This window comes from Sulfuricurvum sp. (genome assembly GCF_022759005.1).
In the GTDB taxonomy this organism is placed as follows: domain Bacteria; phylum Campylobacterota; class Campylobacteria; order Campylobacterales; family Sulfurimonadaceae; genus Sulfuricurvum.
Genome location: NZ_JAEMQA010000030.1, coordinates 1 through 10,701 on the forward strand (window position 1 = coordinate 1; position 10,701 = coordinate 10,701).

Consider the following 10,701-nt stretch of genomic DNA (forward strand, 5'->3'; position numbering starts at 1 on the left):
ACGAAATATAACTTGTCTCATGATTTCACTTTATAATGGTTAATCTAATTGTAGAACATTTATTTATAAACTGACCTTACGCTATCGTGTTTTTTGGTCGGGTAGTTGTGCGGTGGGCTGATTATTGTGTCCAATGTCGCCTGGGATCAATAGGACGTCTGCTGGCGAACTCTCCAGCAAGGTTTTAAACTTGGCGTCGAATCCTCTTTGGCTTACAACACTGCTTGGATTGAAGTAAAAATCGAAGTGGATATCTCCGAACATGGCGAATTTCATGATATAATTAAGGTATCAAGGAGTTGCAATGCGATTTTTATTATTAACAGTTTTCATGCTTATGTTGGCGGGATGTTCAACTGTTTCGTTAACAACATCAGCCATCAAGTTAGACCAGAAGAAAATTATGGCAGTTGATTCATTTGTGAATTATACTGAAGTTCCAATGGCAGGTTATAGAGCAGCAGCCATGGTGGATGTTGCTTTATTGAATCGTGGATATACGAGTAAGACGATTTATACGTCACCTAATGAGGAGTATTTAAAGCCCAATGCCCCCTTGAACGATAGACTTGAACGCGCTCGTAAAATATCAGCGGATTATCTTGTGAGCGGAGAAGTTATCGAGTGGAGATACAAAACGGGAATTGATGGTGAACCTGCCGTAAGTCTGGTACTGCGAGTATATGATGTTAGTACAGGAGAGGTTGTCTATAGTGCTTCTGCGAGTAAAAGTGGATTTGGTTACAGTTCCGTTGGTGTTGCGGCTCAAGATGTCATTGCTTCGATGATTCACTAAAACCAGTATGAATCGGATACGTGTATTTTTTAGAAGGCTCTTAAATAAGCGTCTTGAAGTTTTGACAAATTATATTATCTGGATTGAAATTATTGGATGGACAGCAACTTTTATGCTATTTGGTTACTTGTTTAGACCCACAGATCCTTTTTTTTTCACGGCAAAGTATGAAGTTTTTTTGATTTTTATGACCATTTTTACCCTTTTTTATGGGACGGTCGTGGGAATTATTATGCTAGGTGTTTCGTATGGAGCATCGCTTAATTTTTATACCAATATTCCTTATATGCAAATGATGGAATACCTTATTTTTGTTCTTATATATGGTGAGTTCCATTATCATTGGAATCGGAAAATAAATATTTCAAATGAAAATAATATGTACACTAAAAATCGTCTTAGAATGTTGGGAAATGCATTTTTCTTGACAAAAATATCGCACGATCAATTGGAAAAGAGTTATATTATAAGGCCAATGAGTTTACGAGGAGCTATTGTTTCTTTGATAAATGAACCAAAAGATAAGCGGACAACCTTATTGCTTGAGCGCTTGTCGCACTATTATGGTATTGAAGCTGCTGCGTACTATCATTTTGAGAACGATGATGCAATAAAGCTTGCAGAAATAGGTGATAGCAATATTGTTTATGATAAAGATCACCCTATGATAGATAAAATGCTTACCAGCCTTAAATCTATTTATGTTTCTGATATTGAAACATATGATAAGAATAGTTATTTAGCAGTGCTACCCTCTTTTGATTACTTAAATGAACTTCGAGGTATTTTAATACTTAAAAAAATGCCATTTATGATGTTTAATATAGATAATATTTTAAAAATTGAAGTAATTATCAACTATTTTGAGCAAGAAGAAAATAAAGATATTAATTTTGACATACCGCAAATATATAAAGTTTGTAGTAATAATTTTTTATTTGAACTCATGAGGCTTACTAAACTTAGCAAGATGTATGGCGCTGAAAGTTCATTATGTGCCATTCATGCCAGTACGCCATCGTCTATTGGTATGTTGGATCATTTTCTTTTAAATAGCCTGCGTGTTTTAGATCTCTTTGAACGTATTGAAATTAGTAGCGACGATTGCTACTATGTTTTTCTTTTGCCATTTGAAAATATTAGTGGTGCTTTGAGTTTTGAGAAGCGCATTATGGATAAGGTTTATTTCGGTGATGACACCAATCTCCAGCGTATGGTAGTTAGTATTGATGCCGCAAATCGGCTTTTTGATTGGATTTCAACATCAAGCCAGAGGAAATGATGATATACATACTCCTTTGTATTCTTAGTTTTTTAATAGAACTGTACGCCTTGGGGGTTGGAAAAATTACCCATTTTGCACAATGGGATATCTATAGATATTTCTTTTTGCACTCAATAGCATCTGCCTTTTTGGCATGGTGCGAGATGAAATTATTGGAATCACGCTATCCCCGTGAACGGCTCAAAGCTTTTCTTTTTTTCTTTGTTTTAACAGGAGTAGCTTTAAGCTTTGGGCTTATTTTGAGTTTGTTAATCGTAACTGTTGGATTGCTTAAGGCAAAAGTCATTGAAAAAAGTCAAACATTGGATAAAATCAGTTTTAATGAAATTAGTGATGATTTTCCTCAAATTAAGAGGGTCTTTGGAGAAGCTTCTTTGGAACATTCTTTAAATCAACCTGATACACAAATACACACAAAAATTAAAGTACTATCTGCATTAAATGAAGTCAATACTCCCGAATCTATTGGTCTTATTAAGCGAGCACTTTCTGATGAAAGCGACGAAGTTAGACTTTATAGTTTTAGTTTAATAGATCGATTTGAAAAAGAACTAAATAAAAAAATTCATATTGCATTGGGCGAAGTTAATGATGCAAAGAATGTTTCTCAAAAAATTCAAGGGTATAAAAAATTAGCTTTTTTGTATTGGGATATGCTTTATTATGGATTGAGTGATGAAAATCTTAAGCATTACTTTATGGATAAAATTCAATCCATTATTCGCGAAGGATTAGCTTTGGCGCCTAAAGATGATGCATTAATGATATTGCAAGGAAAAATTTATCTTTTGAGTGGCGATATTAAAAGCGCAGAACTCTTGATGCGCAAGGCTTTGGACCAAAGTGGTGTGTATACTAAAACAATTTGTTCCTATTTGGCAGAAATCGCTTTTATAAACCAAGAATACTCGAAAATTCCCCCCTTAATCGCACAATATCCTAGCGCTGATTTGGATTTAAAAATGTATGGGATACAGCAAGTATGGAATAAAAATAAATGAAATTCTTAATTGATAAAAAAAATAAGGTGGATATTTTATTTATTGCTGAGGGAACCTATCCTTATGTTAGGGGTGGAGTTTCTTCGTGGATTCATCAGCTTATTAATGGGTTGAAACATTATCGATTTGGCGTTGTTTTTATGGGAAGTCGTCCTGATGATTATGGAGAAGTTGTGTATGTATTTCCTGAAAATTTGGATCTTTTGGTTGTATCGTATTTATTTGATGATCCATCAAGACCCAAGATTAAAGCCATAGAGGGTGATAAAAAAAGTATTGATAACGTCGAATATGTTCACGAGTGGTTTAAAAATCATGAGGACACTTTACCTCCAGAGTTACAAAAGCTTAATTTTTATACAGATAAGGTAAGTGAATCTTTCTTTTTGTATGCCCATCGTTCATGGGAGTATATTGAAAAAAAATACAATGAACGCGCTTCTGATATCCCTTTTATTGATTATTTTTGGACAGTGAGAAATATCCATAGCCCTATTTGGGTTATCGCTAGAATAGCAAAATTGTTAGAGGGGCGTTGCCGTAGTGTTCACTCTCCCTCGACTGGATATGCAGGTTTCGCCGCAGCGTTGTTAGCCTTTAATGATAAAATATATTACATTCTTACTGAGCATGGGATCTATACTAAAGAGCGAAAGATTGACCTGCTCACCAATGATTTTTTAAGTTACCATAAGTTTGATATTTTTAAAAAACTAGATGAAAATGATACTATCAAAGAGATGTGGGTACGTTTTTTTGAGGGAATAGGTCGATTTAGTTACAAAAGAGCTGATGTTATCTTATCGCTGTTTAATGGTGCTAAAATGGTTCAGATTGCATATGGAGCCAATGTTTCAAAATGTCGTATTGTTCCCAATGGAGTTGACGTAAAAAAACTAGGAGGTGTAATTGAGAAACGTCCTCCTATTGTCCCAAATATTATCACTTTAATAGGGCGAGTAGTCTCTATTAAAGACATAAAAACATTTATTCGTGCCATTCGTATTGTGCAACGTGATATTCCAGATATCCAAGGTTGGATTGTAGGCCCAACCGATGAAGAAGAACAGTATGCTCAAGAGTGCATGGATATGGTGGAAACATTTAGTTTGAGCGATAATATCAAATTTTTAGGATTTCAAAATATTTTAGATGTACTTCCAAAGAGTGGGTTATTAACATTAACTTCTATTAGCGAAGGGATGCCATTGGTGGTTTTAGAAGGGTTTGCGGCTGGATTACCTGCCGTTACAACTGATGTTGGCTCTTGCAGGGAACTTATTTATGGTGGATTAGGAGAGGAAGATTTGGCTCTTGGGGCAGCAGGGGAAGTGGTGTCTATTGCCGATCCTGGTGCACTAGCAAAAGCTTATACAAGACTATTGCAAGACAGTAATCATTGGCATGCTTGTCAACAAACGGCTCTCGCTCGGGTTAATCAATATTATACACAAGAATTATTTTTCCAAACCTACGATGAAATTTATCAAAAAGCGATGCAACCGTGGCAGGAATAGGATTTCAGTTAAAAAAAATTGCAGATCGAGGAACGCTTACTTCACTACTTAAGGCGTATGGATATTCAGCGGCACTCAGTAGTGGTCCTTGGGTGATCTCGATGATTGTTATTTTTTTGATTGGTTTCATAAATATTTATTTTTTTAATTCAGGTGAAAATACGATTAAATTTCAAATTATCGTTACTTATGCCCTTATGATGGCATCCAGCCTTATTTTTACAGGCTTTTTACAGCTTCCATTTACACGATATGTTGCAGATAGGGTGTTTGAGGGGAGAGAAGACAGGATATTGCCAAACTTTTTTGGGCTTTTGTTTGTAATTTTATTTTTTGGATTTTTTATTGCATTTCCTTTGAGTCAATGGCTACTTTATGATCAAAGTGAATTTTTTATTACTTTGGCTATTTCTACATTTTTGGTTTTAAGTTGTGTATGGATTTCCAATATTTTGGCGGTGAGTTTGAGATTTTATAAATATGTCATATTGGCCTATTTTATTGCATATCTTTTGATATTGCTTCTCTCATTATTGCTTCAGCCTTATGGAATCGAGGGGTTGCTATTCTCCTTTTTAGCTGGAAATGTTCTTTTGTTATTACTGCTCATGATTGCGATTGTGAAACACTACCCATCTCCCTATTTTATGCAGTTTGATATCTTTAAAAAAGAAAATTTTTATTGGACACTAGCTATTGCTGGATTGGCCTATAATTTAGGAGTTTGGGCGGATAAAATTATATTTTGGTATCATCCTTTGACAGGAACAAATGTTATTGGACATCTCAATAGCTCTATGGTGTATGATATGCCTATATTTCTGGCATATTTATCTATTATTCCAGGAATGGCAGTTTTTTTCTACCGTTTGGAGGTTGAGTTTGCTGAACAATATGACCTCTACTACTCTGCAGTTCGTCAAGGAGGGGTATTGGATCAAATTGATCGCTATCGAAATGGGATGATTGATGTTGTGCGAACCTCCATTCGTGAAATATTAACAATTCAGGGAATTTTTAATATTGGAATTTTAATCATATCTGAGCCTCTATTTGAGGCACTTAAAATGCCAAAATTATTTTTACCCCTCTTTTATATTGATCTTATAGGAACGCAAATACAGCTTGGGTTTATGTCTATTTTGGCATTTTTATTTTACATTGATAGACGCAAGGAAGCGATGATTCTTTCGATTTTATTTTTTGTTGGCAATGTACTTTTGACATTTGGTTCGATCAAACTTGGACCCTATTTTTTTGGTTATGGATTTGCGGTGTCATTGCTAATCGTGTTTATTGGAAGTTTATTTTATCTTCGAAAAGTTCTAAAAAGGTTGAATTATGAAACATTCATGTTGCAATAGTATGGGAATAAAACTGTTTTTTTTGCTTCTCTTGGCCGTATCTTTACATGCCAAAAAGAGTCATGATATTGCTTTGTATTATGAAGCTAATCCTAGTCAAACCTTTATGCAGCATTTTGATTGGGTGGTTGTTGATCCAGATGTGATTAATCCTGCTGTGAAAAAGAGATTTGAAAAAAAACTATTTGCTTATGTCAGTATTGGGGAAATTGAGCCATGGAGAAAGTCCAATCCCCCATATGATAAAAAATGGATTATAGCCAACAACAAAGCATGGGATTCAAAAATTGCCGATTATACACAACCAGCTTATCGCAACTATGTGCTAGCACGAATAAAAACTCTATACGAAAAAGGATATAGAGGATTTTTCTTAGATACTTTGGACGCTCCATTTGGCTCAATAGAATCCAAAGATGAGATGCTCTATAAAAAAGGACTTTCAGAACTGATTGTTCAAATACACACAACGTTTCCAGACGTTAAGCTTATTGCCAATCGTGGGTTTGAAGTTCAAGAGACATTGTGCTCGAATGTAGATGCTGTTGCGGCTGAATCTCTGTATCAAAAAATTGATACCAAAGATTTTAGCTACAAAGAGGTATCAAAAGAGGATCGCCAATGGATACGAAATCAGCTTAAAGTCGCTCAAAAATGCGGTCTTGAAGCAATTTCGATTGACTATGTCTCACCTAAAAATAAAAAGTTACAACGAGAAACGGTTGAAAAAATTGTAGCCGAGGGTTTTACCCCCTATGTAACTGATTATAAACTCTCAACTCACGGGATGGGAAAAAAAGCCCTTTTGAGTAGAGAGGTACTGATCTTGTACGATGGTTCTACGTTAAGCAAGGATGATATTATTTATTCAGAGCCTTATCTTACCCTTTCAACACCTTTGGAATACTTGGGATACATTCCAAAGCTACATGATCTTCGAAAGGGATTTCCAAAGCTTTTAGGGGAAGATTTAGCAGGTATTATTATATGGGATGGTGGAGAAAATGAGACAGAGCTTTTTAGCTTTGTAGAAGAGGCGATACATAGTAATACTAAAGTTCTTTTTTTAAATAGTTTTGGTTTTACTATGACGCCACAAAGAGCCGAGTTTCTTGGTTTATCCATGATGGAAAATCGTGGTGGCGTGCTTGACCCGATTGTGATTACACATCGTGATTCGATAGTAGAATATGAAACGCAGCCCTTTTTGGAAAACAGTTCACCAATTTTTGAGCCTTTAGAGGGAAAACCACTGATTCAAGCGCAAAATAGTATGGGACAATCCTTTGTCCCTGCCGCACTCATGCCGTGGGGTGGTTATGCGTTGGATAAAAGCTTTATGATTACCTCTGATGGTACTTCGATATGGGCGATTGACCCAGTTGAATTTTTTAGACTGGCGTTACAATTACCTTCCATTCCTGCTCCCAATGTGACAACAGAAAATGGAAATCGATTGTGGATGACACATGTTGATGGGGATGGTATGATAGAAAAGACACGCTTTAAGGCTGATGAATATGCTGTTGAAACGCTTTATAATGAAGTACTAACGCATTACAAAGTCCCCCAGTCGATATCTGTGATTGTAGGAGAAGTTTCGGCTGATGGTGTTGTGCCACAGTTGTCTGATCGAATGATAAAAGGGGTGAAAGAGATTTTTAAACTTCCCTATGTTGAACCTGCTAGCCACTCTTTTTCACATCCCTTTCAATGGAAAAAAGTGGTAGCCAATAAAGATGAATCGCAAGAGGGGCGCGGTTTACCAATAAAAGGGTATGTTTTTTCATTAGAGAGGGAGCTTCAAGGTAGTATCGATTATATCAATACCAATTTAACTTCCCCATCCAAAAAGGCATCTATGTTGTTTTGGACAGGTGATTGCAATCCACCCGAGGAAGTATTAAGAGAAGCTCAAGAAGCAAATATTCTTACCATCAATGGGGGCGATACAACAATCCAAAAAAATGCTCCATGGCTATCTTTAATCTCTCCTATAAGTCTAAAAAAAGGAGATTACCGACAAATTTTAGCGCCAAATCAAAATGAGAATGTTTATACGGGTGACTGGACTTTTCCAAAATGGGGATTTAAGCGAGTTATTGAAACATTTGAGATGACGGATAAGCCAAGACGTTATAAGCCTATCGATCTTTATTATCATTTTTATTCTGCGTCGTTGAGCTCCTCGATGGCATCATTAAAGAGTGTCTATGATTATGTGCTTACACAAAAGACACTTCCTTTGTATATATCAGAATATATTAGGATTGCTGATGACTTTTATAATACTTCTATTGCTACTATTGAAAATGGATGGGAAATACGAAATGCAGGAGAGCTGAAAACATTAAGACTTCCAAAGGATAATCGCTATCCAGATTTTTCTAAGAGTGATGGGATTGTGGGATTTTATGATGATGTGGATGGACGTTATATCCATCTCAATGGGCAGGGTTCTTATACATTAGTGATGAGCGACAAAGCTCCGATGGTCCCTTATCTTATCCAAAGTAATGGTCGAGTTGTAAAATCTAGCAATGGTGCGCTCGTGCTTAAGAGTTATGTTCCTTTTCAATCTAAATGGAATCTTCCTTCTGGATGTGAAATAAAAACCAATCCAAAAATGAGCATTTCAAAAATCAAAGAAGGAGTTGTGAGTGTTACATCCACCCTTCCATCTGAGGTAAAATTTGAATTTACTTGTCACTAAACGACAAAAAGAGGTTGTTAGCAAAAAAGAGCTGCTTGGAATTTTCGCTCTATTTACCTTTTTACTAGTGTTGTTTTTTCCTAAAGGTAAAATTGATAGTTTGGTGGCGCGAGAGGAGTCGAATTACGATTCGAGTAGTCAATATCTTATAAATATCATTCATTTTTATCCGCAAGATGATCAACCCAAAATAATACTGGTGAATATGTATCTAAAAATGCAGCGTTTTGATGATGCTCGTAAGCTTTTAAAAACATTTTCGGCAGATCCACGTTATGCTAATCGTATTTATCGTTTGAAGTATAATATCGCAAAAGCAAGTTTTTTTAGCAATAAATCCAGTGTGAATAAAAATGCCGCAATGCTTGAGATGCAAGCGCTCCTTTATGGAATGATTGGTAGTTCAAAGGAGATAGCAGATTTTGAATTTATTCGTACGCAAGCACAAAAGATGAATTTTCAAAAACTAAAAGTGAGCGCAGAAACACAGATGATTCGACGTAATTTTTTGAGTTCATCTGAGGCATTAAAAGTTTACAAAATCGCCTTGTATCTCAAAATGTCTAAAGAAGCGAACATAATACTAGAATATGAAATACGCAACAGTTCGGATCCTATGTGGCGAGTACTATTGGCACAAAAAAACTTTGTTGCCAAGGATTATGGAGCTGCTATTAAAGATTATGAAGCAGCATTTGCTCATGCAAAAACCAAAAAAGAGAGAGAGAAATGGTTTAAAGAGCTATTTAATCTACACGTTTTCTTGAAACACAAAAGGGAAATTCTCATGTTGATTACTAACAATGAATCATTCATTATGGGCAATGATGAACTTGTTAAAATGGTTATTTCATATTACTTGGGCAATGGAATGCTCCTAGAAGCTCGAAACTTTAGTCTGAAACTGTTTCAAAACAAAGATCCATTAGAGGACTAAATGCGAATTATTATTTTTATTATGTTATTTGTGAGAGTACTATTTTCCAATGAGGGGAGCTGTTATTCAGTACAGCTTGTTTCAATATCCGATCGTGATGTTGCACAAAATAGTTTGAGTATTGATGGATATCCACAAGAGTGCAAATGGTTGCACATCAATAGGGAATATATGTTGCGATGCCAATGTGAAAGTGATTATAAAAAAGTAGCTACTTCGTTGAAAAATTATAAAATGTATGCCTCTGATGCCATTGTTGTATCGACCTATACATACCATTTTGACACCAATCAAACCGCGCCGGAATCTACAAAAATCAATGAAGTAAAGAGCAAGGAATCAGGAGTTAAAAAATATTTTTTAACTACTAATATGTCGCCTGATATTTTAAAACTCACTTTGGATATCATGTTGTACAGTGGTGATTTAAAAAATGCTTATTTGATTGCTAAGCGAGGTGTTGAACGATTTCCTAATGAACTCTATTGGAATAACAAAATGGCTCAAATAGCGCTCTGGAGCAATCGTCCATCGGAAGCGTTGGACTATTATGTTCAAGCATATCAGCTTCGCTCATCAAAAGAATTACGTCAAAAAATACAGATGTTAGCTTCACAAACTCAAAATCAAGATATCGGTATTAAAATGCTTGAGGACTCTATTCGTGCTGGAGAGGAAAGCAATACTACAAAATTAGCGGAACTTTATAAGCTCTCTGGACGTATCGAAGATGGTGTCCATTTTTTTGACAGTTTAAACGCAAAACATCCCTGTGTTGATTTTCAAGCCACTATTATCGATCTTTTATTGGCGAATCAAGAGTATGAAAAGGCGCAAGAACGATATGATGTTTTTATCCCACAATATGGTACGCGCGAAGTTTATGATTTACAATTTGCTAAAGCAGCTTTTTTACAAAAGAATTTGCCTAAAGCTTTAATGTATTTACGACGAAACGCATCCACTGTTGCCCAAAGTAATGAAGAGTATTGGAATCTATATATTGACATACTCTGGTTGAGCCGTGATTTTGATGAGTTGTACGATCTCCTTTTAAAGCGTTGGAAGCTAGGTCTGCTTCGCCCATT

8 protein-coding genes are annotated in these 10,701 nt (G+C 35.6%); all 8 read left to right on the plus strand.

Going from position 1 to position 10,701, the window contains the following annotated elements:
* The first annotated feature begins 304 nt into the window (after window positions 1–304).
* Window positions 305–796: a hypothetical protein gene (locus JHC35_RS01510; RefSeq protein ID WP_295041615.1), complete on the plus strand. Its 492-nt coding sequence runs from the start codon at window positions 305–307 to the stop codon at window positions 794–796.
* A gap of 7 nt (window positions 797–803) precedes the next feature.
* On the plus strand, window positions 804–2,078 hold the full coding sequence (locus JHC35_RS01515) for a hypothetical protein (protein WP_295041616.1): 1,275 nt from the start codon (window positions 804–806) through the stop codon (window positions 2,076–2,078).
* Between the two features lie 146 nt (window positions 2,079–2,224).
* On the plus strand, window positions 2,225–3,082 hold the full coding sequence (locus JHC35_RS01520; RefSeq protein WP_295041617.1) for a hypothetical protein: 858 nt from the start codon (window positions 2,225–2,227) through the stop codon (window positions 3,080–3,082).
* Complete coding sequence (gene pelF, locus JHC35_RS01525; RefSeq protein ID WP_295041618.1) at window positions 3,079–4,599, plus strand: GT4 family glycosyltransferase PelF; 1,521 nt, start codon at window positions 3,079–3,081, stop codon at window positions 4,597–4,599. Before JHC35_RS01520 ends, pelF begins: the two co-directional genes overlap by 4 nt.
* Window positions 4,587–5,963: an exopolysaccharide Pel transporter PelG gene (pelG, locus tag JHC35_RS01530; protein WP_295041619.1), complete on the plus strand. Its 1,377-nt coding sequence runs from the start codon at window positions 4,587–4,589 to the stop codon at window positions 5,961–5,963. The genes pelF and pelG overlap by 13 nt, the downstream gene beginning before the upstream one ends.
* Entirely contained in the window at window positions 5,941–8,676 is a 2,736-nt protein-coding gene (locus tag JHC35_RS01535; protein WP_295041620.1) for an endo alpha-1,4 polygalactosaminidase, read from the plus strand. Before pelG ends, JHC35_RS01535 begins: the two co-directional genes overlap by 23 nt.
* Complete coding sequence (locus JHC35_RS01540) at window positions 8,657–9,613, plus strand: hypothetical protein (RefSeq protein WP_295041621.1); 957 nt, start codon at window positions 8,657–8,659, stop codon at window positions 9,611–9,613. Before JHC35_RS01535 ends, JHC35_RS01540 begins: the two co-directional genes overlap by 20 nt.
* Window positions 9,614–10,701 (plus strand): hypothetical protein (locus tag JHC35_RS01545; RefSeq protein ID WP_295041622.1); only part of this gene is annotated, 1,088 nt, incomplete at its 3' end.

Coding starts and splice junctions, on each gene's coding strand:
- pelF (WP_295041618.1), top strand. CDS start 3,079: ATGAAATTCTTAATTGATAAAAAAAATAAGGTGGATATTTTATTTATT.
- JHC35_RS01535 (WP_295041620.1), top strand. CDS start 5,941: ATGAAACATTCATGTTGCAATAGTATGGGAATAAAACTGTTTTTTTTG.
- JHC35_RS01520 (WP_295041617.1), top strand. CDS start 2,225: ATGAAATTATTGGAATCACGCTATCCCCGTGAACGGCTCAAAGCTTTT.
- JHC35_RS01510 (WP_295041615.1), top strand. CDS start 305: ATGCGATTTTTATTATTAACAGTTTTCATGCTTATGTTGGCGGGATGT.
- JHC35_RS01515 (WP_295041616.1), top strand. CDS start 804: ATGAATCGGATACGTGTATTTTTTAGAAGGCTCTTAAATAAGCGTCTT.